24 protein-coding genes are annotated in these 25,548 nt (G+C 71.4%); 9 read left to right on the plus strand and 15 right to left on the minus strand.

Annotated features, from left to right (window positions below; translation table 11 throughout):
- Window positions 1-8 precede the first annotated feature (8 nt).
- Window positions 9-1,547 (minus strand): glycoside hydrolase family 10 protein, encoded by a 1,539-nt coding sequence (locus ACZ6S6_RS35805; RefSeq protein ID WP_469709193.1) that lies wholly within the window; start codon window positions 1,545-1,547, stop codon window positions 9-11.
- Between the two features lie 889 nt (window positions 1,548-2,436).
- Between ACZ6S6_RS35805 and ACZ6S6_RS35810 the strand changes: the two genes are divergently transcribed.
- Window positions 2,437-2,826, plus strand: coding sequence for an SSI family serine proteinase inhibitor (locus ACZ6S6_RS35810; protein ID WP_362956641.1), 390 nt, complete (start codon window positions 2,437-2,439; stop codon window positions 2,824-2,826).
- A gap of 64 nt (window positions 2,827-2,890) precedes the next feature.
- On the opposite strand, the gene ACZ6S6_RS35815 is transcribed toward ACZ6S6_RS35810, so the two are convergent.
- From ACZ6S6_RS35815 to ACZ6S6_RS35835, 5 genes are all read right to left on the minus strand, one after another.
- Window positions 2,891-3,049, minus strand: a complete 159-nt coding sequence (locus ACZ6S6_RS35815) for a hypothetical protein (RefSeq protein WP_362956644.1) — start codon at window positions 3,047-3,049, stop codon at window positions 2,891-2,893.
- A gap of 66 nt (window positions 3,050-3,115) precedes the next feature.
- Window positions 3,116-4,066, minus strand: coding sequence for a cytochrome c oxidase assembly protein (locus ACZ6S6_RS35820; RefSeq protein WP_469709196.1), 951 nt, complete (start codon window positions 4,064-4,066; stop codon window positions 3,116-3,118).
- Between the two features lie 119 nt (window positions 4,067-4,185).
- On the minus strand, window positions 4,186-5,211 hold the full coding sequence (locus tag ACZ6S6_RS35825) for a 6-phosphofructokinase (RefSeq protein ID WP_362956649.1): 1,026 nt from the start codon (window positions 5,209-5,211) through the stop codon (window positions 4,186-4,188).
- A gap of 143 nt (window positions 5,212-5,354) precedes the next feature.
- Entirely contained in the window at window positions 5,355-6,083 is a 729-nt protein-coding gene (locus ACZ6S6_RS35830) for a type 1 glutamine amidotransferase (RefSeq protein ID WP_024493336.1), read from the minus strand.
- 34 nt (window positions 6,084-6,117) lie between these two features.
- Window positions 6,118-7,356, minus strand: a complete 1,239-nt coding sequence (locus ACZ6S6_RS35835) for a Mur ligase family protein (protein WP_362956652.1) — start codon at window positions 7,354-7,356, stop codon at window positions 6,118-6,120.
- A gap of 467 nt (window positions 7,357-7,823) precedes the next feature.
- Here ACZ6S6_RS35835 and def point away from each other — a divergent pair, with 467 nt between their 5' ends.
- Window positions 7,824-8,378: a peptide deformylase gene (gene def, locus ACZ6S6_RS35840; protein WP_362956654.1), complete on the plus strand. Its 555-nt coding sequence runs from the start codon at window positions 7,824-7,826 to the stop codon at window positions 8,376-8,378.
- Window positions 8,379-8,400: 22 nt separating this feature from the next.
- On the opposite strand, the gene ACZ6S6_RS35845 is transcribed toward def, so the two are convergent.
- Window positions 8,401-9,051, minus strand: a complete 651-nt coding sequence (locus tag ACZ6S6_RS35845) for a TetR/AcrR family transcriptional regulator (RefSeq protein WP_362956657.1) — start codon at window positions 9,049-9,051, stop codon at window positions 8,401-8,403.
- A 172-nt stretch (window positions 9,052-9,223) separates the two neighbouring features.
- On the opposite strand from ACZ6S6_RS35845, the gene ACZ6S6_RS35850 reads away from it, so the two are divergent.
- Both ACZ6S6_RS35850 and ACZ6S6_RS35855 read left to right on the plus strand, forming a co-directional pair.
- Entirely contained in the window at window positions 9,224-10,453 is a 1,230-nt protein-coding gene (locus ACZ6S6_RS35850; RefSeq protein ID WP_362956660.1) for an acyl-CoA dehydrogenase family protein, read from the plus strand.
- A 154-nt stretch (window positions 10,454-10,607) separates the two neighbouring features.
- Window positions 10,608-11,006 (plus strand): hypothetical protein, encoded by a 399-nt coding sequence (locus tag ACZ6S6_RS35855; protein WP_469709202.1) that lies wholly within the window; start codon window positions 10,608-10,610, stop codon window positions 11,004-11,006.
- Between the two features lie 54 nt (window positions 11,007-11,060).
- On the opposite strand, the gene ACZ6S6_RS35860 is transcribed toward ACZ6S6_RS35855, so the two are convergent.
- The 3 genes from ACZ6S6_RS35860 to ACZ6S6_RS35870 form a co-directional block, all read right to left on the minus strand.
- Window positions 11,061-11,549 carry a glutathione peroxidase gene (locus ACZ6S6_RS35860; RefSeq protein WP_362956666.1) on the minus strand — a complete coding sequence of 163 codons (489 nt, stop codon included), beginning with the start codon at window positions 11,547-11,549 and terminating at the stop codon, window positions 11,061-11,063.
- Window positions 11,550-11,687: 138 nt separating this feature from the next.
- Window positions 11,688-12,248 carry a GNAT family N-acetyltransferase gene (locus ACZ6S6_RS35865; protein WP_469709204.1) on the minus strand — a complete coding sequence of 187 codons (561 nt, stop codon included), beginning with the start codon at window positions 12,246-12,248 and terminating at the stop codon, window positions 11,688-11,690.
- Window positions 12,249-12,261: 13 nt separating this feature from the next.
- On the minus strand, window positions 12,262-12,843 hold the full coding sequence (locus tag ACZ6S6_RS35870) for a helix-turn-helix domain-containing protein (RefSeq protein WP_469709206.1): 582 nt from the start codon (window positions 12,841-12,843) through the stop codon (window positions 12,262-12,264).
- 163 nt (window positions 12,844-13,006) lie between these two features.
- On the opposite strand from ACZ6S6_RS35870, the gene ACZ6S6_RS35875 reads away from it, so the two are divergent.
- Entirely contained in the window at window positions 13,007-13,447 is a 441-nt protein-coding gene (locus ACZ6S6_RS35875) for a DUF7144 family membrane protein (RefSeq protein ID WP_362956675.1), read from the plus strand.
- 47 nt (window positions 13,448-13,494) lie between these two features.
- Window positions 13,495-13,725, plus strand: coding sequence for a DUF6011 domain-containing protein (locus tag ACZ6S6_RS35880; protein ID WP_362956678.1), 231 nt, complete (start codon window positions 13,495-13,497; stop codon window positions 13,723-13,725).
- 4 nt (window positions 13,726-13,729) lie between these two features.
- Here the strand turns inward: ACZ6S6_RS35880 and ACZ6S6_RS35885 are convergent, their stop codons facing one another.
- Entirely contained in the window at window positions 13,730-14,611 is an 882-nt protein-coding gene (locus tag ACZ6S6_RS35885) for an acyl-CoA thioesterase (RefSeq protein WP_469709209.1), read from the minus strand.
- Between the two features lie 46 nt (window positions 14,612-14,657).
- A complete protein-coding gene (locus tag ACZ6S6_RS35890) occupies window positions 14,658-17,171 on the minus strand; it encodes a DEAD/DEAH box helicase (RefSeq protein WP_362956684.1) in 2,514 nt (837 codons plus the stop codon).
- Between the two features lie 183 nt (window positions 17,172-17,354).
- Between ACZ6S6_RS35890 and ACZ6S6_RS35895 the strand changes: the two genes are divergently transcribed.
- Entirely contained in the window at window positions 17,355-18,146 is a 792-nt protein-coding gene (locus ACZ6S6_RS35895; RefSeq protein ID WP_362956687.1) for a metal-dependent hydrolase, read from the plus strand.
- Window positions 18,147-18,170: 24 nt separating this feature from the next.
- Here the strand turns inward: ACZ6S6_RS35895 and ACZ6S6_RS35900 are convergent, their stop codons facing one another.
- Window positions 18,171-19,166: an Lrp/AsnC family transcriptional regulator gene (locus ACZ6S6_RS35900; protein ID WP_362956690.1), complete on the minus strand. Its 996-nt coding sequence runs from the start codon at window positions 19,164-19,166 to the stop codon at window positions 18,171-18,173.
- A 205-nt stretch (window positions 19,167-19,371) separates the two neighbouring features.
- Here ACZ6S6_RS35900 and ACZ6S6_RS35905 point away from each other — a divergent pair, with 205 nt between their 5' ends.
- Window positions 19,372-20,961, plus strand: a complete 1,590-nt coding sequence (locus tag ACZ6S6_RS35905) for an MFS transporter (protein ID WP_362956693.1) — start codon at window positions 19,372-19,374, stop codon at window positions 20,959-20,961.
- 117 nt (window positions 20,962-21,078) lie between these two features.
- Window positions 21,079-21,951, plus strand: a complete 873-nt coding sequence (locus tag ACZ6S6_RS35910; RefSeq protein ID WP_469709212.1) for a methylenetetrahydrofolate reductase — start codon at window positions 21,079-21,081, stop codon at window positions 21,949-21,951.
- 28 nt (window positions 21,952-21,979) lie between these two features.
- Here the strand turns inward: ACZ6S6_RS35910 and ACZ6S6_RS35915 are convergent, their stop codons facing one another.
- Both ACZ6S6_RS35915 and ACZ6S6_RS35920 read right to left on the minus strand, forming a co-directional pair.
- Window positions 21,980-23,767: an ABC transporter ATP-binding protein gene (locus ACZ6S6_RS35915; RefSeq protein ID WP_469709214.1), complete on the minus strand. Its 1,788-nt coding sequence runs from the start codon at window positions 23,765-23,767 to the stop codon at window positions 21,980-21,982.
- Entirely contained in the window at window positions 23,764-25,524 is a 1,761-nt protein-coding gene (locus tag ACZ6S6_RS35920; protein ID WP_469709216.1) for an ABC transporter transmembrane domain-containing protein, read from the minus strand. Before ACZ6S6_RS35920 ends, ACZ6S6_RS35915 begins: the two co-directional genes overlap by 4 nt.
- Window positions 25,525-25,548 lie beyond the last annotated feature (24 nt).

Raw genomic sequence — 25,548 nt, forward strand, 5'->3', positions numbered from 1 at the left:
GCCGGCGGTCAGGGCTCGATGCCCCAGGCGAGCTCGCCCCCGACGTAAGCGGTGATCTTCGCGGCGTCCGCGTACGAGGTGGCGTTGTCGTGGCTGTAGTCGTCCGACTCGTCGAAGTCCGACCAGTCCGCCTTGTTCAGGCGCAGCTGGATCTCGCCCGTGGAGGCGCCCGGCGCCAGAGTGCCGCCGGTGAAACCCACTTCGAGGTAGTGATCGGCGCCTGCCACCGGGGTGGCCGCGGCGACGACCCGGTGGGTCACGGTGGAGCAGTCGATCGGGGACCAGTCGCACCAACTGTTGTACGCGGAAGCCCCGTTGTCACCCGTGAACCAGTACCGGACCGTCACCGACGCGAGGCTGACCGCCGTACCACCGGTGTTCACGAGTTGGAGGCCCGGCTTGATCTGGTTGTCGGTCCCCGAGCCGTCGCTGTCGCGGTAGAGCACCTTCAGCACGCCCGGGTCGCCACCCTCCCCGCCGCCGTCGTCCCCGCCGCCCAGTGCGGTCCGTACCGCGTCGTAGGCCGGCTTCGGCGCGAGGTTCTCGTCGTAGAGGTTCGCCGCACCCTCGCCGGGGAACGTGCTCGGGACCCAGGAGTACTTGTCCGTGTAGTCCCACACGGTGATGCCCACGCAGCGCTCGACCGCCAGGCAGGCCTCGACGACCTGCTGGTAGTAGGAGGACTGGGTGGCCGTCTTGGCCGCGTCGGCGGGCAGTTGCATCCGCACGTCGAGCTCGGTGACGGCGACATCGAGACCGAGGTCGGCGAACCTCCGCATGTTCTCCCGCATCTCGTACGGGAAGCCGTACTGAACGGCCAGATGCGCCTGCATCCCGACGCCGTCCAGCGGTACGCCCTCGTCGATCAGCTCGCTCGCCAGGGCGTACATCGCGTCGCTCTTCGCACCGAGCCCCTCGATGTTGTAGTCGTTGAGGTAGAGCCGGGCCTCCGGGTCCGCGGCGTGCGCGGCGCGCAGGGCGCGGGCGATGTAGTCGCTGCCCATGGCGGTGTGGAAGGGACTCGTGCGGAAGGTGCCGTCCTCGTTGAACGGTTCGTTCACCACGTCCCAGGCGGCGACCGCACCGCGGTAGTGCGTGACCTGCTCGGTGATGTGGTTGGTCATCGCCGCCTCCACCTGCGCCGACGGCAGCGCGCCGACCCAGCCGGGCAGCTGGCTGTGCCAGACGAGGGTGTGGCCGCGCACGGTCTGGCCGTGCTGCCGCGCGAAGTCGGTGACCACGTCGCCCTTGGCGAAGTCGAACCGGCCCTGAGCCGGTTCGGTGGTGTCCCACTTCATGGAGTTGCCCGGGGTGATCTGCCCGAACTCGGAGCCCAGGGTGGCCGCGTACGCGGCATCGGGCAGTTCGGGATTGTCGGTGGCGGAGCCGAAGTACTTGCCCTGGGCGGCGGCGAGTTCATGCAAAGTGCCCTGTTGGGCCGCGGTCGCCGGCCCACCCACCAGGGTGGTGGCGAGGGCCAGGGCGCCGACCAGGAGGGTCGGGAGCCCTCCGGTGCGGCCGTGCCTGCATCGCTTCACCAAGCTCATGACAAACGCCTTCCTCTGCCGGGCAGCGCGGAACGGAACGGAACGGGGAGCGCGGCGCGCCCCGAACCGCCCGTCTCGTCACCCGGCATTGGGGGAGAAGGGAGGGGAGTGGAGTGTGCAAGTCTTGATTGTGGGAGCGCTCCCAAAGTGGCGTGGTGATAGGCACCTGTCAAGACTTAAATCACAACTGTCTTAAGGTCGCGTTAACTTGGCCAAGCGTCGAACGGGCCCTGTGCGGTGCCTGGTTGACGGTTCTCGGACGGGGCTGCCGCACCCGGCGGCGGTCGTTCGCATTCGCGTCCGGGCGGCCGTGCGGCGCCTGCGGTGGAGCGCGAGCGGTGAAGCCTTGGACGGATGCGTTCGGTGACCGAGGGGGCGCGTCGGGACTGGGGCGCGTCGGTCGCGGTAGGCCTGCGGGCCGGGGGAGGGCTTTGCTGTGAGGTGAGCGGTAGACGGGGGAGAAGCGCCTGCCAGGAGACGTGGCGACGCACGGCGACGGAGGAGCGACGCACGGCGAGGGGAGTGCTTGTGTCCGGGTGGCCGAGGCCTCGCACGCATCGGCCGCGTGCGTACACGCTGCGACGGAGAGTGACAGGCGGCTGCTCGGCGCACGAGGGAGAAGAGGGCCGCGAGGCACCTCCGAACGTGCCGTTCCCCGTACACGAAGGCGTACACGAAGGCCCATGCGAACGCCTACACAACGTGTACGGGCGATCGTGCGCGGTGCGGGCAGGCGGAGCCCGGTCATCCGTACTCCGCCCGGACCCACCCGGCCACCGGGAGGCGGTGCGCGCGGCGCGGCGGCTTGTCACGGCAGCGGACACCGGGATGATCTGGCCGGGTCCGCAAGCCGCGGACACTCCCTGATGCTCGTCCCAGGAGCCCCGCCATGCGCGTGCGCGCCGTCCTCGCAACCGCCGCCCTGCTGCCCCTCGGCGCGGCCGTGCCCGCTGTGGCAGCCCCCGTCCCGGCCCCGGACCGGGGAATCCTCCTGACCGTCTCCGGCAGCGAGAACACCTGGATCCGCGGGCTGGTCCTGCACTGCCCGCCCGGCCCCGACGACCGGCACCCCGACGCGGCCGGCGCCTGCGCGGCCCTCGACGAGGCGGACGGTGACTTCGACGCCCTCGCCGGTGACCCGCATCCGTGCACCTACGAGTACGCCCCGGTGACCGTCACCGCCCGGGGTGACCGGCGGGGCGACGCCGTCGACTGGAAGCACACGTTCCCCAACGCGTGCGTGCTGGACGCGGCCACCGGCCCGGTGTTCCGCTTCTGAGCCCCCAGGGCGAAGCCCGGCCGGACCTGGGCCGGGCCGGCCGGAGCCGGGGCGCTCACCCGTCTCACGTCTCGCGGGTGGCCACCATCGCGATCGTTATCAGTCCCAGCACCACCCAGCCGAACCAGAGCCAGCCGTTGCTTCCCAGCGCCACCGTGTAGCCGGTGACCGTCACCAGCGCCCCTACGGTGAGCACTCCCATGGTCTTCGTGGATCCGGACATGCGCGCACGCTCCTCGCCGGCCGCGCGGCCGTGACTGCCATCGTCACCCCGAAGGCATGTCCACCGCTACTGTCCGCGCGCCTGCAACGAGGCGAGATAGGCGTTGTACGCGTGAAGCTCCTGGTCCCCGTCGCGGTCCGCGGCACGGTCCGAGCGCTTCGCGATCCGCTGATCCGAGCGGTACCACTGGAAAACCAGGGCGAGCAGCACCAGCACCGACGGGATCTCGCTGAACGCCCAGGCGATCCCGCCCGCCGCGTTCTGGTCGGACAGGGCGTCGATGCCGAGGGAGGCCGACGGGTTCTTGTAGACCTCGACCATGGGCTGGGAGGCCATCATGAGCGCGATGCCGAAGAACGCGTGGAACGGCATCCCGGCGAACAGCTCCAGCATCCGCAGCAGATAACCCGGGCGGTGCGGCCCCGGATCGATGCCCATGATCGGCCAGAAGAAGACCAGGCCGACCGCGAGGAAGTGCAGCATCATCGCGACGTGCCCGGCCGTCGAGCCCATCAGATAGTCGAAGAGCGGGGTGAAATACAGGCCGTACAGGCTGGCGATGAAGAGCGGGATCGTGAACACCGGATGCGTGATGACCTTCATGTACCGGCTGTGCAGCAGCATCAGCAGCAGCTCGCGCGGCCCCTTCCGGCCACGCGCGGCGACCGGCAGCGCACGCAGCGCGAGCGTCACGGGTGCGCCCAGCAGCAGCAGGATCGGTGACAGCATGCTGATCACCATGTGCTGCACCATGTGCACGCTGAACATGACCATGCCGTAGTCGTTGAGCTTGGTGCACATCACCAGGGCGATGCTCAGCACGCCGATGACGAAGAAGACGATCCGGTTGACCGGCCATCCGTCCCCGCGCCTGCGCAGCCGCAGCACCGCGTACCCGTAAAGGACCACGGCGAGCACGCAGCCGATCAGGAAGATCGGGTCCGCGGAGAACTGGAGCCCGCGTCCCAGCGTGAACGGCGGCAGATCCATGTTCATGCCGTGCCCGCTGTGATCCATCTGTTCACTCCTGATGGGGACGCCGGGACGTCCCCGTTTCGTGCCGGTTGTCCCGACCAGAGTAGAACTGCCCCCGGCCGCGGTTGCGGCCGGGGGCAGTCCTCAGGTGGTGGTGTCGCTCAGAGCACACACTCGGCCTCGGCGTACCGCTCGGCCGGGACCGTCTTCAGGGTCTCCACCGCGTCCGCGAGCGGGACCATGGTGATGTCCGTGCCGCGCAGCGCCGTCATCATGCCGAACTCGCCGCGGTGCGCCGCCTCCACCGCGTGCCAGCCGAAGCGGGTCGCCAGGACCCGGTCGTACGCGGTCGGCGTCCCGCCGCGCTGCACATGGCCGAGGATCACCGGGCGGGCCTCCTTGCCGAGGCGCTGCTCCAGCTCGATGGAGAGCTGGGTGGCCACGCCCGCGAAGCGCTCGTGACCGTAGACGTCCTTGACGCCCGACTCGAAGTCCATGGAGCCCGCGCGCGGCTTCGCACCCTCGGCGACCACGACGATCGCGAACTTCTTGCCGGCCGAGAAGCGCCGGCCGACCAGCTCGGCCAGCTCGCCGATGTCGAAGGGCCGCTCGGGGACGACGATGGCGTGCGCGCCGGCCGCCATGCCCGAGTGCAGGGCGATCCAGCCGGTGTGACGGCCCATGACCTCGACGATCATGACCCGCTGGTGGGACTCGGCGGTGGTCTTCAGCCGGTCGAGGGCCTCGGTGGCCACGCCCACGGCAGTGTCGAAGCCGAAGGTCACGTCGGTGGAGGCGATGTCGTTGTCGATGGTCTTCGGTACGCCGACGATCGGCAGCCCCGCCTCGGACAGCAGGCTGGCCGCCTTGAGGGTGCCCTCGCCGCCGATCGGGATGATCGCGTCGAGACCGAGGTCGGCCACGTGGCCCCTGGCCTGCTCCACGCCACCGCGCAGGTGCGCGGGCTGGACCCGGGAGGAGCCGAGGATCGTGCCGCCGCGGGCGAGGATGCCGCCGACCGCGTCGAGGTCGAGCTTGCGGTAGTCGCACTCCAGGAGGCCCCGCCACCCGTCGTGGAAGCCGATGACCTCATCACCGTGGTCGACCACGGCACGGTGGACGACGGAACGGATGACCGCATTGAGGCCGGGGCAGTCGCCGCCGGAGGTGAGCACACCAATTCGCATTGCCCGGGAAACCTTTGCAACGTGGACCGACGGCCGGACCACGTCGTCCGGCTGGAATCCCGCCACCCTACCGGCGCAGGGTGGCGGGACCGAACCGGGCGTCCGCCTGCTGGACTCCGCTCAGCTGAGCGAATTTCGCCTCATCAGACGGGCTGTGTCGCCGACGCGATCCGCTCGGCGCGCAGCGCCTCGTACCAGCGGTCGTCGGTCGGCGGCAGCGCGTTCACATCGAGCGCCAGCTTCAGCAGCAGGTCGGCGATGAGCGGGTTGCGCGCCATCACGGGCCCGTGCATGTACGTACCGAAGACGGTGTCGTTGTACGCGCCCTCAGTGCCGTCCCCGGTGCCGTTGCCCCGGCCGAACTGCACCCGGGCGAACGGGCGTGCCGTCGGGCCGAGATGGGTGACGCCCTGGTGGTTCTCGAAACCGGTCAGCGGCGGCAGCCCGAGGTGGGGGTCGATGTCCCCGAGCACATCGCCGACGCAGCGGTCGCCCTCGCCGCGGGTGGAGACCACGTCGAGCAGTCCGAGGCCCTGCTCGCGCTCGCCCAGGTCGTTGACGAACTCGTGGCCGAGGATCTGGTAGCCGGCGCAGACCGAGAAGATGATCGCACCGTTGGACGCGGCCCGGCTCAGGCCGCCGTCGCGGCGCAGCCGCTCCGCGGCGAGCCGCTGTGGACGGTCCTCACCGCCGCCGATCAGATAGATGTCGCCCGACGTGGGAACCGGCTGGTCGCTGCGCACGTCGACGCGCGACACGTCGAGACCGCGCTGACGGGCCCGGCGCTCCACCACGAGCGCGTTGCCCTGGTCGCCGTAGGTGCTCAGCAGGTCCGGGTAGACCCACACCAGCCGCAGGCTGTTGTTGCTCATGCTTCGTCCTCTCCGGAGGGGGCCGGGGCCGGGGTCAGTTGCCGACACGACGGCGCAGTTCCTGGAAGGCGGTGTAGTTGGCGATGACCTCGATACGGCCGGGAGGTGCCTGCTGCACGGCCTCGTCGAGGTTCTCGCAGACCCGGAAGTCGAGACCGGCCACTTCGAGCCGGACCGCGAGGTCCAGCTTGCGGTCGCCCAGCACGAAGATCGGATGGCCCGCGAGCTGGGTGTAGTCGACGTCCCAGAGCCAGGAGGTGTCCGTGCCGTCGGCGCCGCGGGCGTTGACGGAGAGGATCACCGGGGTCGGCGGCGGGTCGATCAGCGAGAAGGTCTCCAGCCATCCCGCCGGGTTCTTCGCCAGCAGGAGCCGCAGCTCACGGTTGAGGAAGGTGACCACGTCGTAGCGGCCGGCGACGGCCTGCACGTGGTACATCCGCTCCAGGGCGACCTGGGGCGGCACTCCGAAGACGGCTGCCACGGCGGCCGAACTGGTGGCGTTGGCCTTGTTGGCGCGGCCGGGCAGCTGGAGGTGGATCGGCCAGGCCGAACCGTGCGGGTCCAGCACGTAGTCACCGTGCAGTACCCAGCTGGGGGGCGGGCGGCGGAAACCGCACTCGCCGCAGAACCAGTCGTCGCCGGGGCGCTGCATCACACCGCCGCAGGACGGGCAGGACCAGGCGTCGTCCTTCCACGCCTGTCCGGCCGCGACCCACACCACGTTGGGGGAGGAGGACGCGGCCCAGACGATCAGCGGGTCGTCGGCGTTGGCGATGATCACGGCCTTCGAGCCGGACAGCCCCTCGCGCCACTTCTCGGCGAGCATCCGGGTCTCCGCGGCCCGGTCCAGCTGGTCGCGGGAGAGGTTGAGCAGCGCGATCACCTTGGGCGTCGTGTCGCGGGCGACCCCGGCGAGGTACTTCTCGTCCACCTCGATCACGCCGTACTGCGCGTCCGAGCCGCCGGCCAGGGCCGAGGTGATGCCCGCGGGCATGTTGGCGCCGAGCGCGTTCGACACGACCGGGCCCGCGGCCCGCAGTGCCTCGGCGATCAGCCGGGTCGTGGTCGTCTTGCCGTTCGTCGCCGACACCAGGATCACGTCCAGGTGCTGTGCCAGCCGCCCGAGCAGGTCGGGGTCGAGCTTGAGCGCCACCCGGCCGCCGATCACCGATCCGCTGCCCCGCCCGGCTGCCCGCGACACCGCCGCAGCGGCCTTGCCCGCCGTCACGGCCAGCTTGGCCCGCGGCGACAACGGCTCCGTGTTGCCTGCCATCGTCCTAGATCCTCCTTGCATCGGTCCGCGCCCAGCCTATCGATGTCCGGCGCGGCGGAGGCACGGCGGCACCGCTCGGGACGTGGAGTTCCAGTGGAATGTGGGGTGGGTGAAGTAACACCATGCCGAAAATGCCGCGGTCACGCAGCTCAAGAGGGGCGTGGTTCTTCGCGGGCGGAACCCCGGCCGTGTCCGGTCCGGTGTGATGCCGGACGGAGCCGGGAGGATCTGACTCCTCATTATGTCTCACTGCCCGCCCCGCTCCCCACGGCGCGGCGTTCGCGCCGGGGTGCCCGTGGGGCTCGTCCGTCGCCCGCGGGGCGGGGAAGCGCGTGGGGCGGCAGCTCTGCACCGCGGTCGGCGTGACCGAGGTCACGCCGACCGCGGCCGCGGGTGCCGGCGGTCCCACCTCGTGCAGCCGTCCCGCGGGCGGCGGCCGTGTGTTCGACGTTCCCGCGGACCGTACGATGACCGCCATGCGAAACCGCCCGATCCCCGGCAGTTCCGGACGCGTCCGGGCCATGAGCCTGCTCGGTGACCCCGTGCTGCACGGCGTCTGCGAACCGGTCACGGACTTCGGGCCCTCGCTCGCCCGGCTGGTCGAGGACATGTACGCCACGATGTACGCGGCGCAGGGTGTCGGGCTGGCGGCCAATCAGGTCGGCGTGCCGCTGCGGGTGTTCGTCTACGACTGTCCCGACGACGAGGACGTCCGGCACCTGGGGCACCTCGTGAACCCGACGCTCGTCGAGGCCGACGGCATCACCGTACGGGGCCCGGAGGGCTGTCTCTCGCTGCCGGGCATCGAGGCCGGCACGCCCCGCTTCGACCACGCGGTCGTCGAGGGGGTCACGGTCGGGGGAGAGCCGGTCCGGGTCAGCGGCACCGGCTTCTTCGCCCGCTGCCTCCAGCACGAGTGCGACCACCTCGACGGCACCGTCTACACCGACCGGCTGACCGGGCTGCGCCGGACACGCGCCCTGCGCGCGGCCCGCCGGGCGCCCTGGGGGCGTACCGGCTGACCGGGCGGCGGCATCCGGGGGCTCAGAACCCGGGGCCACCGGGGCGGTCGTCCACCGCGGACAGCCGGCCCCACAGCAGATCGGCCAGGCTGCTCACCAACTGGGCTCGTGTGCAGGGTCGTTCACCCAGCCACCAGTCGCCCGCCGCGTGCATCATGCCGACGATGCCGTGGCCCCAGATCCGGGCCATGACCTGGCTGTCCGGCCCGAGGTCCACCCGCTCGGCGATGACCGTGGCGAGCTCCTCGCCGAGGCGGCGCAGCAGCGGGGCCGAGTGGCGTCCCACGTCGAAGCCCTGCTCGGGCGAGGGCACCGCGTCGTCGGACGGATGCATCAGGAACCGGTAGACCTGCGGACGGGCCTCGATCGCGGCGAGGTAGGTGTCGAGTGTCGCCTCGACCCGGGCGCGGCGGTCGGCGGGGGCGTCGAGCGCCGCCCGCAGTGCGCTGAGCAGCGCGTCGGTGTGCCGCTTGGCCAGGGCGCGGTAGAGGCCGCCCTTGTCGCCGAAGTGCCGGTAGAGAATGGGCTTGGTGATCCCGGCCTCCGCCGCGATGGCGTTCATCGAGGCCCCCGGGCCGTCCCTGAGCACCACGCGGTCGGCGGCCTCGAGCAGCTCACGGCGGCGGCGCTCGGCCGCGGTCCGCTGCCGCTCGGCCTGTCGTGTGGTCTCCATGCTGTTTCTCCCACCCCTGGCCGTGCGTGTCCGTCCTGCCTGCGCAACGTAACACCCTGTCCAGCGGTGCGCGGATCTGCGGCTGACCGGTTGACAGAGGCTACTTGCCGGTAACAGACTGTTGTTACCGCAAGTAACGAATGGTTTTTCACGGCAGTACGTGGAGGGGAAAATGGCCGAGTTCACGCTCGAGCTCAACGACGACCAGAAGCAGGTCCGTGACTGGCTTCACGGCTTCGCCGCGGATGTGATCCGTCCGGCCGCTTCGGAGTGGGACGAGCGTGAGGAAACGCCCTGGCCCGTCATTCAGGAGGCGGCCAAGGTCGGCATCTACTCCCTGGACTTCTACGCCCAGCAGTTCTTCGACCCGACCGGGCTCGGCATCCCGGTGGCGATGGAGGAGCTGTTCTGGGGCGACGCGGGCATCGCCCTGTCGATCGTCGGCACGGGTCTGGCGGCCGTCGGCGTCCTCGCCAACGGCACCGAGGAGCAGATCGGCACCTGGATCCCGCAGATGTACGGCGACGCCAACGATGTGAAGGTCGCCGCCTTCTGCTCCTCCGAGCCCGACGCCGGCTCCGACGTCGCCTCGATGCGCACCCGCGCGGTGTACGACCAGGCCAAGGACGAGTGGGTGCTCAACGGCACCAAGACCTGGGCGACCAACGGCGGCATCGCCAACGTCCACGTCGTGGTCGCGGTCGTTGACGCGGAGGTCGGTTCGAAGGGGCACGCCTCCTTCATCGTGCCGCCGGACACCCCCGGGCTCTCCCAGGGCCAGAAGTTCAAGAAGCACGGCATCCGGGCCTCGCACACCGCCGAGGTCGTCCTGGAGGACGTACGCGTACCGGGGCACTGCCTGCTCGGCGGCAAGGAGAAGCTCGACCAGCGCCTCGCGCGGGCCCACGAGCGCGCCGCCTCCGGCGGTGGCGAGCGGGTGAAGAACGCCGCGATGGCCACGTTCGAGGCGTCCCGCCCGGCCGTCGGCGCGATGGCGGTCGGCACCGCCCGTGCCGCGTACGAGGTCGCGCTCGACTACGCGAAGACCCGGACCCAGTTCGGCCGCCCGATCATCGACAACCAGGGCATCGCCTTCCAGCTCGCCGACATGCGCACCCGGATCGACGCGGCCCGGCTGCTGGTCTGGCGCGCGTCCTGGATGGCGGCCGCCGGCAAGCCGTTCGAGTCCGCCGAGGGGTCCATGTCCAAGCTGTACGCGAGCGAGACCGCCAAGGACGTCACCGCGCAGGCCATCCAGATCCTCGGCGGCAACGGCTTCACCCGTGAGTACCCGGTGGAGCGGATGCACCGGGACGCCGCGATCTACACGATTTTCGAGGGCACGAGCGAGATCCAGCGCCTGGTGATCGCCCGCACGCTGTCCGGGATGCCCATCCGCTGACAGCCGGGCCCGGCCCGCACGTCCCCGGCCCCCGCTCCTGCCGCACCGGCGGGAGCGGGGGCCGTTGCGTCGCCATGGGCAGATGGTGTGCACCTGCCATTCCCCTGTAGATTCCCCGTGAAGATCGTGCCCGGTCGATGGAGGGGAACAATCCATGCAGAGGTTCACCGCGGGGCGGGTCCTGGCCGCTGCCACCGCCGCGTTCGGGCTCGTCATCGCCGCGCAGGGCACGGCGTCCGCCGCGCCGACGACGATCGAGGCGGCCTTCGGCGGATACGGCGCATGGAACCCCGACCCCTACAGCGGCATCCCCGGCGACTCGATCCGCGCCTGCGACACGACCGCGGACGGCTGGAGCATAGAGGTCAAGCTCGACATCGGCCGTGACGGGACCTGGGACCGGACCGTGTCCACGCGCGGTCACAACTCCCCCTACTGCAGCCCGTGGAAGAGGGGCAACATCAAGGAAGGCACGCCCGTGAGCATTCAGGTGGCCAATGTGAACGGCGGGGCCACCTACCCCAAGGGCTCGCTCCTGCTCAGCCACGCCTGAGCGCCGTCGGGCGACCGGCGACGGTCCGGTCGCGGGCCACCCGACAGCTTCCGCTCAGACGGGGAGCTGGGCCTCGATCGCGGCGACGAGCTCCGGGGACTCCGGCTCGGTGGCGGGACGGAGCCGGGCGACCGGCTCGCCCGCCGGGGAGAGCAGGAACTTCTCGAAGTTCCACTTGACGTCACCGGCTTCGCCGTCCGCGTCCGCGAGCTGGGTCAGTTCCGCGTAAAGCGGATGCCGGCCCGCGCCGTTGACGTCCGTCTTCTCCAACAGCGGGAAACTCACCCCGTACGTGGCCGAGCAGAACGCCTGGATCTCCTCCGAGCTCCCGGGCTCCTGGCCGGCGAACTGGTTGCACGGCACGCCGAGCACGGTGAACCCCCGGTCCCCGTAGGTCTTCTGGAGCCGCTCCAGGCCGGCGTACTGCGGGGTCAGCCCGCACTTGGAGGCAACGTTCACCAGCAGGACGGCCTGGCCCCGGTAGGCGCCCAGGGTGGTCGGCTCGCCGGTCAGGGTGTGGAGCGGGATGTCGTACAGCGTCATGAGGGTCTCCTCGTAAGTGGCTTGCACAACCATTCTTACGCCCGCGGGTTCCCACTTATGCCCACAGGTTCATCGGGACGAAGCCGATCGCACGGCCGTCCGGATCCAGCAGCCGGTTCAGCCGGCGGCTCGCGGTGTTCACCGGGACGGGCTCGCCGTCGGAGCCGGCGCGGGTCCGGCCGGGCCGACCGCCTTGTAGTAGAAGGTGGTCGGCTTGAGGACCCCCGCCGGATCGCCGGCGTAGTCCGGGACGGAGCCGCACTCGGTCCAGCCCGCGGAGCGGTAGAGCCGCTCCGCGGGGCTGCCGCTCTCGGTGTCCAGGACGAGCAGCTTGACGCCGTCCCCGGCCGCCGAGCGCTCGACCGCGTCCAGCAGCGACCGGCCCAGACCCCGGCCCTGCGCCGACGGACGGACCATCAGCTTGGCGACCTCCGCGCGATGGCGGGCGTTCGGCAGCGGCGCCCGGACCAGGGTGATGGTGCCGGCGATCCGCTCACCGTCCCGGGCGATCCAGATCTGATGGTGTCCGGCCACCACGGACGCGGCGCGCTCCCGCCACCAGCCGGCGGCCGCGCCCCGGTCCATCGGCGCGAGGAACCCCACGGAGGCTCCCGCGTCCACGCTCTCCACCAGGAGCGCGGCCAGCTCATCGGCGTACGTGACCAGTTCGGGTCCGGACACCGGGACGATCTCGGTCATGCGGCAGGTCCTCTCACGGCAGAACGATCATCAGTGCGTAACGGACCCTTGCCGGGCCCGGACAGTGGAAACGCGAGGGGCCGCGCAGCCGGAACCGCAGGCAGTCGCCGGTGCGGAGGGTGTGCACGGTGTCGTCCACGGTGATCTCGACCGTTCCCTCCAGGACCCAGACGTGCTGCTCAAGGCCGGGGACGGGCGGATTCTCGTACGCGATCGCGGCACCCGCGTCGAGCACCCCCTCGACGACCTCCGCGCGCAGTCCGGCATGAGGCGGCGAGACCGAACGGCGCACGAAACCGGACTCCTCGTCCCGCCACACCGGCTGGCTCCCTGCGGGCACCAGCTGCGGTGGCTCCGCCTCCACCTCCAGCAGCAGCCGCGACATGGTCCGCCCGTGGACGGTGCACAGCCGGCCGAGCAGGGCGGCGGTCGGGCTCAGCTCGCCGCGCTCCAGCCGCGAGAGCGTCGAGCGGCTCACCCCCGTGCGGTGCGCCAGCTCCTCCAGCGACCAGCCGCGCTCGGCGCGGAGTTCGCCCAGCCGTGCCGCGAGCCTGGCATCGACGGTGCCCGGCTCGGCGTTCTCCGTCTCTCTCACAGGAGAGATGGTATCTCCACACCGAGAGAATCCGGCCCAGGCTCCCGTCCGTGGATCCGCCGTGCTGCCGGTCGGGTGCGGCCGTGCCACGCTGGGGACCGGGGGAGGCCCGGCCGGGCCAGTCGGGCCCTGCCGGATGGCTCTGCTACCCGAGGAGGCCGATATGGCCGGCACCGGCAGTCAACCGCGAGCGGCACACAGCACGGCCCCGGAACCACGACACCACCCGTTCCTGGCGGGCTGGACCGTCTTCGCCGCGGTTCTGATGATCTTCGGCGGGATCATGGCGGTCTTCCAGGGGATCTCGGCCATCGCCAAGGACGACGTCTTCGTCTCCACCCGCAACTACGTCTTCCAGTTCAACCTGGCCAGCTGGGGCTGGATCCACCTCGCCCTGGGCATCGTCATCGTCCTCGCCGGCCTCGCGCTGTTCACCGGAGCCGCATGGGCGCGCGCCGTCGGCATCGTCCTGGCCGGCCTCGGGGCGCTCGCCAACTTCATGTGGCTGCCCCACTATCCGCTGTGGTCCATCGTGCTCATCGCCATCGACGTCTTCATCATCTGGGCGCTCTGCGCGGGACCCCGGAGGGTGGAGGACTTCTGACGGCGCGCGTTTCAGCGGGAGCACCGGGATCTTGAGAGGATCGCGGGGTGGAGTCCTTCGAAGCGCTGCCCGCGACCGACGCCGAACCGCTGCCCGGTACCACCGAGGCCACCGGCCACCGTCAGGTGCGCTGCCGGCTGTGCGGGCGCCCGCTCACCGGTACGGCCTCGCGCCGCACCGGCCTCGGCCCCGCCTGCGACGCCAAACTGCATCCGGCGCCGCCCGGCATCCGCACCCGCCGACGCGTGGCCGAGCAGGACCCGCTGCCCGGCACCTGAGCCGTCAGGAGGGCTGCTCGCCCAGCCGCCGGAACAGCCCCTCCTGCACCACGGACACCAGCAGATTCCCGCCGCGGTCGTAGATCCGGCCGCGCGCCAGACCGCGCCCGCCCGTCGCCACCGGCGACTCCTGGTCGTACAGGAACCACTCGTCGGCCCGGAACGGACGGTGAAACCACATCGCGTGGTCCAGGGAGGCGAGATCGAAGCCCCGCGGCCCCCACAGCGGCTCCACCGGGATCCGTACCGCGTCCAGCAGCGTCATGTCGCTCGCGTACGTCAGCGCACAGGTATGGATGAGCGGGTCGTCGCCGAGCGGGCCGACCGCTCGCATCCAGACCGCGCTGCGCGGGTCCGCGTCCCTGATCTCCTCCTGCGTCCAGCGCAGCCGGTCGACGTAGCGGATGTCGAACGGCTGGCGCCGCGCCATCCGCTCCAGCGCCTCGGGAAGCGCGCCGAGATGGTCGCGGACCTCCTCGGCCACCGTCGGCAGCTCCTCCGGGTCCGGGACCACGCGCGGCGGCGGCTGCTGGTGCTCGATGCCCGCCGCCTCGGGGCGGTGGAAGGACGCCGTCAGATTGAAGATGGTGCGCCCCTGCTGGACGGCCGTCACCCGGCGGGTGGTGAAGGACCGGCCGTCCCTGACCCGCTCGACGTCGTAGACGATCGGCACTCCGGGACGGCCCGGACGCAGGAAGTAGGCGTGCAGCGAATGGACCGGCCGGTCCCCGTCGGTGGTGCGGCCGGCCGCCACCAGCGCCTGCCCGGCCACCTGCCCGCCGAAGACCCGCTGGAGGGACTCCTGCGGGCTGCGGCCGCGGAAGATGTTGACCTCGATCCGCTCCAGATCGAGCAGGTCGACCAGGCGCTCGGCGGGGTTCGTCATGCTGTTCGTCTCCACTCTCGCGGCGGCGCCGTCGGTACGGACGCGCTCACAACTGGCCCACGGAGGTGACGCGGACCACCGCCCGGCCCTCCTCGTCGGACGCGGCGAGATCGACCTCGGCGCTGATGCCCCAGTCGTGGTCGCCGTTCGGGTCGGCGAACGTCTGCCTGACCCGCCACAGACCGTGCTCGGCGTCCTCGTCGATCTTCAGCAGCTTCGGCCCGCGGGCGTCCGGACCGGTGCCCAGCTCCTCGTACTCGTCCCAGTACTTGTCCATCGCCTCGCCCCACGCGTCCTCGTCCCAGCCCGCGCCGCCGTCCAGCTCGCCGAGATCGCGGACCCGGTCCAGCGCGGCCAGCTCGACCCGGCGGAACATCGCGTTGCGGACCAGCACCCGGAAGGCGCGGGCGTTGGCCGTGACCGGCTTGACCTCGTCGGCCCGCTCCTGCGCCTGCTCGGCCGTCTCCACCTCGGGATTGGCGAGCTGCTCCCACTCGTCGAGCAGGCTGGAGTCGACCTGGCGGACCATCTCACCGAGCCAGGCGATGAGGTCCTCCAGGTCCTCGGACTTGATGTCGTCCGGGATGGTGTGCTCCAGCGCCTTGTACGCGCCCGCGAGATACCGCAGCACGATGCCCTCGGTCCGGGCCAGCTCGTAGTTCGAGGTGAACTCCGTGAACGTCATGGCGCGTTCGTACATGTCGCGGACCACCGTCTTCGGTGATACCGGGTGGTCACCCACCCACGGGTGGCTCTGGCGGTAGACGTCGTACGCGTGCCACAGCAGCTCGCTCAGCGGTTTCGGGTACGTGACGTCCTGGAGGAGCTCCATCCGCTCCTCGTACTCGATGCCGTCGGCCTTCATCTGCCCGACCGCCTCACCGCGCGCCTTGTTCTGCTGGGCGGCGAGGATCTGACGCGGGTCGTCGAGCGTCGACTCCACCACCGAGACCATGTCCAGCGCGTACGAGGGCGAGTCGGCGTCCAGCAGCTCGAACGCGGCGAGCGCGAACGTGGACAGCGGCTGGTTCAGCGCGAAGTTCTGCTGGAGGTCGACGGTGAGCCGCACGATGCGGCCCTCCGCGTCCGGGGTTTCGAGCCGCTCCACCACGCCGCCGTCCAGCAGCGAGCGGTAGATGGCGATCGCCTGGCGGATGTGACGCAGCTGCGCCCTGCGCGGCTCGTGGTTGTCCTCCAGCAGGTGCCGCATCGCCTCGAAGGCGTTGCCGGGACGTGCGATGACCGACAGCAGCATGGTGTGCGTGACCCGGAAGCGGGAGGTCAGCGGCTCCGGATCGGACTTGATCAGCTTGTCGAACGTGGTCTCCGACCAGGACACGAAGCCCTCGGGCGCCTTCTTGCGGACGACCTTGCGCTTCTTCTTCGGGTCGTCGCCGGCCTTCTTGACCGCCTTCTCGTTCTCGACGACGTGCTCGGGGGCCTGTGCGACGACGAAGCCCGCCGTGTCGAAGCCCGCGCGCCCGGCCCGGCCCGCGATCTGGTGGAACTCACGGGCGCGCAGCGTACGCACCCGGGTGCCGTCGTACTTGGTGAGTGCGGTGAACAGCACCGTGCGGATGGGGACGTTGACACCCACGCCGAGCGTGTCCGTACCGCAGATCACCTTCAGCAGCCCCGCCTGCGCGAGCTTCTCCACGAGCCGGCGGTACTTCGGCAGCATGCCGGCGTGGTGCACACCGATGCCGTGCCGTACGTAACGCGAGAGGTTCTGGCCGAACTTGGTGGTGAAGCGGAAGCCGCCGATGAGATCGGCGATCTTCTCCTTCTCCTCCTTGGTGCACATGTTGATACTCATCAGCGACTGCGCCCGCTCGACGGCCGACGCCTGCGTGAAGTGCACGATGTAGACGGGCGACTGCCGGGTGTCCAGGAGCTCGGTGATCGTCTCGGTGATCGGCGTCAGCCGGTACTCGTAACTGAGCGGGACCGGACGCGTCGCCGAGCGCACCACGGAGGTGGGCCGGCCGGTGCGGCGGGTCAGGTCCTCCTCGAACATCCTGACGTCGCCGAGGGTGGCCGACATCAGGATGAACTGGGCCTGCGGCAGCTCCAGGATCGGGATCTGCCAGGCCCAGCCGCGGTCCTGCTCCGCGTAGAAGTGGAACTCGTCCATCACGACCTGGCCGATGTCCGCGTACTTCCCGTCACGCAGCGCGATGGAGGCCAGCACCTCGGCGGTGCAGCAGATCACCGGGGCGTCGGCGTTGACCGAGGCGTCGCCGGTGAGCATGCCGACGTTCTCCGTGCCGAACATCTTGCACAGGTCGAAGAACTTCTCCGAGACCAGCGCCTTGATCGGCGCGGTGTAGAAGGTGACCTTGTCCTGGGCCAGAGCCGTGAAGTGCGCACCGGCCGCGACCAGGCTCTTTCCGGAGCCGGTGGGGGTGGAAAGGATCACATTGGCCCCGGAGACCACCTCGATCAGCGCCTCTTCCTGAGCGGGATAGAGGGTGATGCCCTGTGTCTCGGTCCATGACGAGAATGCCTCGAAGAGGGCGTCGGGGTCGTCGGTCGGGGGCAGCTGATCGATTAGGGTCACGCCCCCCATCTTGCCTGCCTTCCGCCCGGATGAGGGAACCGGAGGACCGCACGAAGATCACGGACGATACGCTGCCCTCTCAACTCGGCCACGCCACAACGGCGGTGGCCCGAGCCCGGACACGGCAACACGTGTCAACTCTTTGTCAATAACTGGTCAATACCTACGGGGGCGGAAACACTCATGATGGGACCGGCACACTCTCTGTCAGGGGCGGCGGCCTGGCTGGGGGTGGGCGCGGCTGCGGCAGCCGCGGGCCACGCCATGCCGTGGCCCGTCCTGGTCGTCGGCGCGCTGATCTCCGCGGGCGCCGCGCTGGCACCGGATCTCGACCACAAGTCGGCGACCATCTCGCGCGCCTTCGGGCCGGTCTCCCGAGGCCTCTGCGACATAGTCGACACGCTCTCGCACGCCGTCTACAAGGCGACCAAGATGCGGGGCGACTCGAACCGCAACGGCGGCCACCGGACCCTGACCCACACCTGGCTGTGGGCGGTCCTGATCGGTGCCGGGGCCTCCGCCGCGGCGTTCACCGGCGGCCGGTGGGCGGTGCTGGGCATCCTCTTCGTCCACCTGGTGCTGGCCGTCGAGGGGCTGCTGTGGCGGGCCGCCCGGATGTCCAGCGACGTCCTGGTGTGGCTGCTCGGCGCGACCAGCGCGTGGATCCTCGCTGGCGTCCTGGACAAGCCGGGCAACGGTTCGGACTGGCTCTTCAACGCCCCCGGCCAGGAGTACCTCTGGCTGGGGCTGCCGATCGTGCTGGGCGCCCTCGTCCACGACATCGGCGATGCGCTGACCGTCTCCGGCTGCCCGATCCTCTGGCCGATCCCGGTGGGCCGCAAGCGCTGGTACCCGATCGGCCCGCCGAAGGCCATGCGCTTCCGGGCCGGCAGCTGGGTGGAACTCAAGGTGCTGATGCCGGTGTTCATGGTGCTCGGGGGAGTGAGCGGCGCGGCCGCCATGAACCTCATCTGACGTGTCCCGCACCCGGCTCCCGCCCTATCCGGGCGCCGGATGCACCAGGCGGCCGTGGGAGATCAGGGAGGCGGCCTGCTTGAGGCGGCGGACCCGGATGCTGACCCCGTAGGAGCCGACGCCGGGCACGGCCGCCAGGCGGGTGGTCAGATAGCGGTAGAAGTCCTCGCTGTCGCGGCAGGTGACGATGGCCATCACGTTGTGGTCGCCGCTGGTGGCACCGGCGAACGCGACCTCCTCGTGCCGGGCGATCTCGTGTCCGGCCCGTTCCAGGTGGGCGGGTGCGACGCGCAGCCGGAGCGTCGCGTTGAGGTGATAGCCGAGGCGTTCGGGCAGCAGGTCGATGTCGTACGAGAGCGTGCCGGACGACTCCAGGGCCTCCAGGCGGCGGGCGACGCGGCCCTTGGACCAGCCGGTGAGCCCGGCGAGCTGCGTGTGCGAGGTACGGCCGTCCTCGGCCAGGGCGTCCAGGAGCGGGACATCCTCGGCGGTCGGGGACAGCGGAGGGCCGGCCGGGGCGGGGGACGGGCCGCCGGTCAGCTTTTGTTCCTGCTCGGGCGTGAGGTGTCCGCCGTAGCCGGTCCACCCGGCCGCGCCCGGACTGTCGAAGTCGTGGATGAGCAGATCGATGCTCATGTCGAGCACGGCGGCGGACCTGGGCAACTGCTGGAGCAGCATGTCCTCGCGCTGGGCGTCGAGCGGTGAGCGGATGACGCAGATGATCTCCGAGCCGCCGGAGGCGATGCTCGCGTAGGCGATGTCGGGGCGCCGGGTGAGGGCGTCGGCGAGCGGGCCGACCCGGTCGGGGCGGCAGCGGATGCGCGCGACCCACCGCGCCTCCCCGTGCACGGCGGGATCGACCAGGCCCACCACACGCATCACACCGCTGCGGCGCAGCGCGTGGTAGCGCCGGGCCGCGGTCTGCTCCGACACCCCGTTCACTTCGCCGATGAGCCGGAACGGGGCGCGCGGCGCGCACTGGAGCGTGCGGAGGATTTGCATGTCCAGAGCGTCGATCACGGTGGAAGTGTGCCACGTGGCGCGGAGGCCGTAGAGGTTCCTGATCAATTCGGGCAGCGTCTTCGTTGATTCCGCCCGGTGTCGCTGATGCTGGCGTGCGGGTCCGTCCCCGCACCCGCCTTCCACCTGCGCACCGGTGCTCGGAGCGGACGGAACCCCTGCTGGACATCAATCGCGGCGCGCTGCGCCGCAAAGGAGTACATCCGTGAACGTCACATCCTCGGCGAGCGGGCCGGCCGACCGGCGGGCTGCCACGCTCGCCATGGCCTGCCTGGGCGTATTCGTCGCCTACTTGCCGGTGACCACCGTCTCCGTGAGCCTGCCGGCCATCCAGGCGGCACTGGGCGCGTCGACGGCCCAGCTGTCATGGGTCCAGGACGCGTTCGTCCTGCCCATGGCCGCGTTCATCCTGACCGCCGGCGTGTTCGGCGAGGTCCACGGGCGCAAGAAGGTGTTCCTGGCGGGACTGCTGTTCTCCGCTGTCGGTGCCGCCGTCGCGCTGAGCGCCCAGTCGATCCAGACGCTGTGGGCCGGCCAGGCCGTCGCCGGACTCGGTGCGGCCGCGCTGCTGCCCACCACACTGGCCCTGATCAGCCACGCCGTGCCCGACCACCGGGAGCGCGGCAAGTTCATCGGCCTCTGGGCCACCTCGCTCCTGCTGGCGCTCGCCGTCGGTCCGCTGATCGCCGGAGTCATCCTGCAACACGCCGCCTGGCGGTGGATCTATCTCCTGGTCATTCCCGTCTCGCTGCTCGCGACCGGGGTCGCCGCGCGGCTGCTGACCGACTCGCGTGCGCCGCGCGGGCGGCGGCTGGACTGGCCGGGTCAGATCACCGCCGCGTCGGCGATCACCGCCCTGGTGTACGGCGTGATCGAGGGCGGCGCCGGTTCGTTCACCGACACCCCGGTTCTGGTGGCGCTGCTCATCGCCGTGGCCGGCGCCGTCGCCTTCGTCCTGGCCGAGCGGCGCAGCGACAGCCCGATGCTGGACCTGACGCTGTTCCGCAGCCCGGCGTTCACCGCCACCACGCTCGTCGCGATGATCACCTTCCTGGCGCTGATCGGCTTCTTCTTCCTCCTGAGCCTCTACTTCGGCCTGGTGCAGCAGCTCGACACCCTCCAGGCGGGCCGGCGCCTGCTCATGGTCACCGGCGCCGCCATCGTCGCCGGCGCTCCCGTCGGGCGGCTGATGCACCGCGTGTCCGCCCGCGTCCTGATCACTGCCGGACTGCTCGTCGTCTCCGGCTCACTGCTCTCGCTGACCACCATCGACGCGGACACGTCGTTCGCCTCCATCGCCTGGCGGCTGGCGCTGCTGGGCCTGGGGATGGGCGGAGTCCTGACACCCATGACAGCCACCGCGGTCGCCGCCGTGCCTCCCCACCTGGCCGGTATGGCCGCGGCCGGGAACAACGCCTTCCGGCAGGTCGGCGGGGCACTCGGCCCTGCCGTCCTGGGGGCCCTCCTCACCGCCCGCGCCCTGGACACCTTCCCCGCGCATCTCGCCGACGCCGGGATCACGGGAGCGGCCGGGCAGAGCATCGCCGAGACCGCCCGAGCGAGTGGTCTCGGCGCGGTCGCCCAGATGAACCTGGGCGCCGGCACCGGTCAGGCCCTCGGCGCGGTGGGCGACGCCTTCCTCGACGGCCTCCGCCTGTGCCTGATCATCGCCGCCGCTCTCACGCTGCTCGCCGCCCTGGTCTCCGCGACCCTCCTGCGCCGCCGGCCCAGCGCGTCCACCGTCGCGGCCTCCTCCAGCGGTGCGCCGGCCGCCGCGCGGGCCCACGTGGGCTGAAGGACGGCTGTGGTCCCCGGCAGCGCACCCGCGCGCCGCCGGGGACCCCCGCGCCCTGATCCCGCCCCCCTACCGGCAAACTGTGGTCAAGGGAGAACCACACGGACAAGGAGCACCATGGATTCGCTCTCCACGGCCTCTGCCCCAGCCGTCGCCGCGCTGCTGGAGGACTTCTCCCTGGAGATGACGGGCAAGGACGTCCCCCGGCTCGAAGAGGCCCGCGACCGCATCCCGGCCGGCACCCGGATCAACATCACCTTCCTCGGCAACGAGGACCTGGACATGCGGCTGGCCGCGGCCCGCGCCGTGCGGCGGCTCGGGTACACCCCGGTCCCGCACATCTCGGCCCGCCGGCTGCGCTCCCGCTCGGAACTTGAGGAACTCCTCGCCGCGCTCCGCTGCGACGGCGCGGTCGACAACGTCCTCGTCATCGGCGGAGACCCCACCACACCCCACGGCCCCTACGACGACGCCCTCGCGCTCATCCGGTCCGGGCTCCTCCAGTCGTACGGCGTCCGGCACGTCGGCATCGGCGGCTACCCCGAGGGGCACCCCGCCATCGCCGGCCCGGCGCTCTGGTCGGCGATCGAGGACAAGACCACCGCCCTTGCCCGGGAGGGGCTGTCCGGCGACGTCATCACCCAGTTCGGCTTCGACGCGGACCCGGTCCTCGCCTGGGTCGAGTCCGTACGGAAACGGGGCATCGACGCACCGGTGCGCGTCGGGGTCCCCGGCCCCGCCGGGATCAAGCGGCTGATGACGTACGCCGGGCGCTTCGGCGTCGGCACGAGCGCGTCCATCGCGAAGAAGTACGGGTTCTCGCTCACCAACCTGATGGGCACGGCCGGCCCCGACCGCTTCATCCGTGCCCTGGCCGACGGCTACGACGCCGGCCGCCACGGCGTTCTCAAGCTGCACTTCTACACCTTCGGCGGCATCGGGGCCACATCGCGGTGGATCACCGAATTCCGTACCGGGCACGGCAACTGACGCCCCATCCGCTCCGGCGTTGACGCGTTCAGGAGGAGAGCGGCCGCTCGCCGTGCCACGAGCGCCAGAGCGCGGCGTAGGCGCCGTCGGCCGCCACGAGCTCGTCGTGGGTGCCGAGTTCGATGAGCCCGCCCTCCTCCATCACGGCCACCCGGTCGGCATCGTGGGCCGTCTGCAGCCGGTGCGCGATGGCGATGACGGTCCGGCCCTCCAGTACGGCGGCCAGCGCGCGCTCCGTGTGCCGGGCGGTCCTCGGGTCCAGGAGTGCGGTGGCCTCGTCGAGTATCAGCGTGTGCGGGTCGGCCAGTACCACGCGTGCCAGGGCGAGCTGCTGCGCCTGGGCTCCGTCCGGACGGTACCCCTCGTGGCCGAGATCGGTGTCCAGGCCGTCCGGCAGCTCACCGGCCCACTCGGCGCCGACGGCGGCGAGTGACGCGTGCAGTTCGGCATCGGTGGCGCGGGCCGAGGCGATCCGCAGGTTGTCCCGGACCGTGCCCTGGAACACATGGTGCTCCTGGGTGACGAGGACGACGTGCCGGCGCAGCCGGCCGGGGTCCAGGCTGTGGACCGGGACCCGGCCCACCGTCACAGAGCCGGTGCGCGGTGGGTCCATGCCCGCCAGCAGCCTGCCCAGGGTGGTCTTGCCCGCGCCGGAGGGCCCCACGATCGCCAGCCGCTCGCCGGGCCGGACCGTCAGGTCGACACCGTGCAGGACATCGGGCCCGCCGTCGTAGGCGTAGTGCACACCGGACACGTCGATCCGGTCGCCGTCAGGCGTGACCGAGGCGGGCGACGGAGCCCGCACCGCCGGGACTTCGCGGACACGGCCGAGGCCCTCCACCCTCGCGAAGGAGGCCCGGCTGCTCTGGAGTTGCTCCATCCGCTGGAGGATGGTGTCCAGGGGCTGGGACAGCTGCCGCAGGTACAGGGCCGAGGCGACGACCGCGCCGAGGCTCATCGCGCCGTGGTCGTGCAGCACGCCGCCGATCAGCAGGACGCCGGCCACCGGGATGACGTAGGAGATGTCCACGGCCGGGAAGAGCACACTGCGCAGGAAAAGGGTCCGGTTCCGGGTGCTTCGGCATCGCCCGATCGCCTCCTGGCACGCGGCGACGCGGCGCTGCCCCAGCCCCAGGGCCTCGACGGTACGGGCGCCGGCGGCGGTGGCCGCGAGCTGTTCGGCGAGAGCCGAGTCGGCGGCTCCCTCGTCGAGGTACGCGGTGAGGGCCCGGCGCAGATACCAGCGGGCGGCGAACCAGATGCCGAGCAGGCCCAGCACGCCGCACGCGCCGAGCAGCGGATCGAGCGCGAAGACCGCTCCGAGGATGAACAACGCCTGGACCCCGGCGATGAGGACGTCGGGCCCGGCATCCCGGAGCGTGGCGCCGACCGAGGCGACATCGGTGGTGCCCCGGGCCATCAGGTCGCCCGTACCGGCCCGCTCGACGACCGCGGCGGGCAGCGCGAGCGCCCGCTCGGCGAACTGCTCCCGGATCCGCGCCAGAGTCCGCTCGCCGAAGCGGTGTCCGACGTAGCCGGCGTACCGGGCCAGCAGCAGCTGAGCCAGTGCGAAGGCGAGGATGGTGAGCGCGAGGCGGTCCACCGCGGCCACCCCTGCGCCGGCCCCGACCTCGTCGATGATGCGGCCGAGCAGCCACGGGCCGACGAGTCCGGCCCCGGCGGCGAGCGCGTTGAGGGCGATCATGGCGGCGAAGGCACGGCCGTCCAGCCGGATCAGCCGCAGCGCCGCCCGGCGTACCCGTGACGGTTCGGCGACGGGCAGGGCCCGGCCCGACGCCCCTGGGCCGGCGGTCATCGCACGGCCTCCCGGGACGGCGGGACAGTGCCTTCGTCCGGGCGGCCCGGCTCGTCCCCGTCCGTCCCGCGGGACACCAGCCGGCGGTACCCGGGCAGCCCGTCCAGGAGTTCACGATGGCTGCCGACGCCCGCGACGGAGCCGTCGACCAGGTAGTACACGGTGTCCGCCCGGTCCAGCAGGAGCGGTGACGTACTGGTGACGACCGTGGTGCGGCCGGACCGTGCGGCGTGCAGCCGGGCCGCGACGGCCGCCTCGGTGTGTGCGTCGACCGCCGAGGTGGGCTCGACCGCGAGGAGCACCTCGGGATCGGCCAGCAGGGCCCGGACCAGGCGGACGCGCTGGCGCTGGCCCCCGGAGAGGTTGCGGCCCTGCGCGTCGACCGGCGAGTCGAGCCCGTCCGGCAGACCGCGGACGATGTCCTGCGCCACGGCCGCGTGGATGCCCCGGCCGATGGTCTCCTCGTCCCGGTCCAGCGCCCCGCTGATCACCTCGCGCAGCGGTCCGGCGAACAGGTCGGCCTCGTTGTCCGCGACCAGGATCCGCCGGCGGACCCGCGTCAGGTCGATCTCGTCCAGGCCTATCCCGCCCCAGGTCGCGGCCGACTCCACGAACCGGCCCAGGCGGTCGACCACCGCCGCGGAGTCCGCCGGCCGGGCGCTGACGAGTGCGGTCAGCCCTCCGGGCACCACCTCGACGCCGGACTCCGGATCGCGGAGCGTGGACGGCGCCCCGGGCGCGTCCGAAGTCGCCTCCCCGCCCAAGGAGTCGGGCTCCAGGGCCAGGAACCGGATGACCCCGCGCGCGGCGACCAGCCCGCGGCTGAGGTCGTAGCCGCCCTCGATGAAGAACGAGACCGGCACCACCAGCACCGCCGTGTACCCGTAGACCGCGATCAGCTCGCCGACGGTGATGGTCCCCTGAGCCGCCATCCGGGCCGCCAGCCAGGTCACCGCACCGAGGAAGAGGGTGGGCAGGCCGACACCGAGGGCCTGGATCCAGCTGGTCACCGCACCGACGCGGTACCCCTGCGCCCGCAAGGCCCGCGAACCGAGCCGGTAGCGCTCGGCGTACACCTCCTTGCCTCCGATGCCGTTGAGGACGCGCAGGCCCTTGGCCATGTCCTCGAAACGGGCGGCGAGCCCGCCCTGCTGTTCCCGGTACGCCGCCTCGACGCCCTGCAACCGCCACAGCAGGGGGCCGACCAGCACCACAATCAGCGGCACACCCAGCAGCACCACCACGGCGAGCAGCGGCGAAACGGTCAACAGCAGCACGGCCACCACGACATAGGCGAGGACCGCGCCGACCCCGGGGCCGGTGATGGTCAGTGTGTTGGCGATCATCGCGACATCGCGGAACCCGATCGTGACGACCTCCCCGGCCGTGGCCCGGCGCGGCAGCGCCCCGCCCAGTCCGGTCGCCTGCCTGACCACGACCGCCACGGAACGGAAGACGGCGTCCAGCCGCACCCTGGTCATCGTGCGGTGCCGCATGATGGCCAGCCACGCGTTCAGCACCCCCACACCCAGCAGCGCCGCGACCCAGCCGGCCAGCGCGGACCACCGCCCCGGCTCCAGCCCGTCGTCGATGGCGCGCGACAGCAGGTACGGCGGCAGCGTCAGACAGACCATCCAGGCGCTGCCGAGCAGCGCACCGGCGGCGATCCGGCGGCGCTGGCAGGTGATCAGCCACCACAGGTACCGCGGCGCGCTGCGACAGTCAGGGGTCCCCGGATCCACATAGGAATCTGCCATGCACCCGACCCTAACGATCCCCGG

Source organism: Streptomyces sp. NPDC048671, from assembly GCF_055587045.1.

Coding starts and splice junctions, on each gene's coding strand:
- ACZ6S6_RS35805 (WP_469709193.1), bottom strand. CDS start 1,547: ATGAGCTTGGTGAAGCGATGCAGGCACGGCCGCACCGGAGGGCTCCCG.
- ACZ6S6_RS35810 (WP_362956641.1), top strand. CDS start 2,437: ATGCGCGTGCGCGCCGTCCTCGCAACCGCCGCCCTGCTGCCCCTCGGC.
- ACZ6S6_RS35815 (WP_362956644.1), bottom strand. CDS start 3,049: ATGTCCGGATCCACGAAGACCATGGGAGTGCTCACCGTAGGGGCGCTG.
- ACZ6S6_RS35820 (WP_469709196.1), bottom strand. CDS start 4,066: ATGGATCACAGCGGGCACGGCATGAACATGGATCTGCCGCCGTTCACG.
- ACZ6S6_RS35825 (WP_362956649.1), bottom strand. CDS start 5,211: ATGCGAATTGGTGTGCTCACCTCCGGCGGCGACTGCCCCGGCCTCAAT.
- ACZ6S6_RS35830 (WP_024493336.1), bottom strand. CDS start 6,083: ATGAGCAACAACAGCCTGCGGCTGGTGTGGGTCTACCCGGACCTGCTG.
- ACZ6S6_RS35835 (WP_362956652.1), bottom strand. CDS start 7,356: ATGGCAGGCAACACGGAGCCGTTGTCGCCGCGGGCCAAGCTGGCCGTG.
- def (WP_362956654.1), top strand. CDS start 7,824: ATGACCGCCATGCGAAACCGCCCGATCCCCGGCAGTTCCGGACGCGTC.
- ACZ6S6_RS35845 (WP_362956657.1), bottom strand. CDS start 9,051: ATGGAGACCACACGACAGGCCGAGCGGCAGCGGACCGCGGCCGAGCGC.
- ACZ6S6_RS35850 (WP_362956660.1), top strand. CDS start 9,224: ATGGCCGAGTTCACGCTCGAGCTCAACGACGACCAGAAGCAGGTCCGT.
- ACZ6S6_RS35855 (WP_469709202.1), top strand. CDS start 10,608: ATGCAGAGGTTCACCGCGGGGCGGGTCCTGGCCGCTGCCACCGCCGCG.
- ACZ6S6_RS35860 (WP_362956666.1), bottom strand. CDS start 11,549: ATGACGCTGTACGACATCCCGCTCCACACCCTGACCGGCGAGCCGACC.
- ACZ6S6_RS35865 (WP_469709204.1), bottom strand. CDS start 12,248: ATGACCGAGATCGTCCCGGTGTCCGGACCCGAACTGGTCACGTACGCC.
- ACZ6S6_RS35875 (WP_362956675.1), top strand. CDS start 13,007: ATGGCCGGCACCGGCAGTCAACCGCGAGCGGCACACAGCACGGCCCCG.
- ACZ6S6_RS35885 (WP_469709209.1), bottom strand. CDS start 14,611: ATGACGAACCCCGCCGAGCGCCTGGTCGACCTGCTCGATCTGGAGCGG.
- ACZ6S6_RS35895 (WP_362956687.1), top strand. CDS start 17,355: ATGATGGGACCGGCACACTCTCTGTCAGGGGCGGCGGCCTGGCTGGGG.
- ACZ6S6_RS35910 (WP_469709212.1), top strand. CDS start 21,079: ATGGATTCGCTCTCCACGGCCTCTGCCCCAGCCGTCGCCGCGCTGCTG.
- ACZ6S6_RS35915 (WP_469709214.1), bottom strand. CDS start 23,767: ATGACCGCCGGCCCAGGGGCGTCGGGCCGGGCCCTGCCCGTCGCCGAA.
- ACZ6S6_RS35920 (WP_469709216.1), bottom strand. CDS start 25,524: ATGGCAGATTCCTATGTGGATCCGGGGACCCCTGACTGTCGCAGCGCG.